The organism is Pseudomonas sp. P4_C3, assembly GCF_056402075.1.
Window position 1 is genome coordinate 1 of record NZ_JBFUIC010000690.1, and the last position, 948, is coordinate 948.

1 protein-coding gene is annotated in these 948 nt (G+C 60.0%); it reads right to left on the reverse strand.

What is annotated here, in order from left to right; genetic code table 11:
* Window positions 1-814: malate:quinone oxidoreductase (locus AC1DVH_RS31810; protein ID WP_477757124.1), on the reverse strand; the 814-nt coding region annotated here is incomplete at its 3' end.
* Window positions 815-948 lie beyond the last annotated feature (134 nt).

Sequence of the window (948 nt, forward strand, 5' to 3'; positions counted from 1 at the left end):
GGTGCAGGGCACCGCCGCCGGCGCCGATGAACACGAACTTGGCGTCGGTTTCGGTCTTGCTGCCGTCTTTCAGGTTCTTGTAGCTGACGCGCCAGCTGCCGTCTTCGTTCCTGGTGATGTCCTGCACTTCGCTGGACAGCTTCAAGTCGAACTTCGGCGTGGTTTGCAGGTGCGCAACGAACTGACGGGTGATTTCGCCGAAGTTCATGTCGGTGCCGAGCGGGCTCCAGGTGGCGGCGATCTTCTGGTTCGGGTCACGCCCTTCCATCATCAGCGGCACCCACTGCTTGATCACAGCCGGGTCTTCGGAATACTGCATGCCGGCGAACAGCGGGCTCGCTTGCAGGGCTTCGTAGCGTTTTTTCAGGAACTTGATGTTGTCATCGCCCCACACGAAGCTCATGTGCGGCGTGGAGTTGATGAACGAACGCGGGTTCTTCAGCACGCCTTGCTGAACCTGCCAGGCCCAGAACTGACGGGAGATCTGGAACGCTTCGTTGATTTCAACGGCCTTCGGGATCGAAACCTTGCCGTTCTCGTCTTCCGGGGTGTAGTTCAGCTCGGCCAGGGCGGAGTGACCGGTACCGGCGTTGTTCCAGCCGTTGGAGCTTTCCTGGGCGACGCCGTCGAGGCGCTCGACCATTTCCATCGACATGCCAGGTTCCAGCTCATTGAGCCAGACACCCAGGGTCGCGCTCATGATGCCGCCGCCAATCAGCAGCACATCGACTTTCTTGGCCTCTTGCGCGTGGACGGATGACATCCCCATCGACAAAGCCAGCCCCAGCAGGGCCGTGTTCACTTTCTTAAACATCTGTAGCACCTATGATAAAACGCCATCCGCCCTTCCATCCTCATGCGCACAGCCCCGTGTTTCACGGCAGTCACGGGTGCGGCACTCAAGGATTGCAGGGTGGGCACACAAGGCCGATGAACCGCATCGACCCC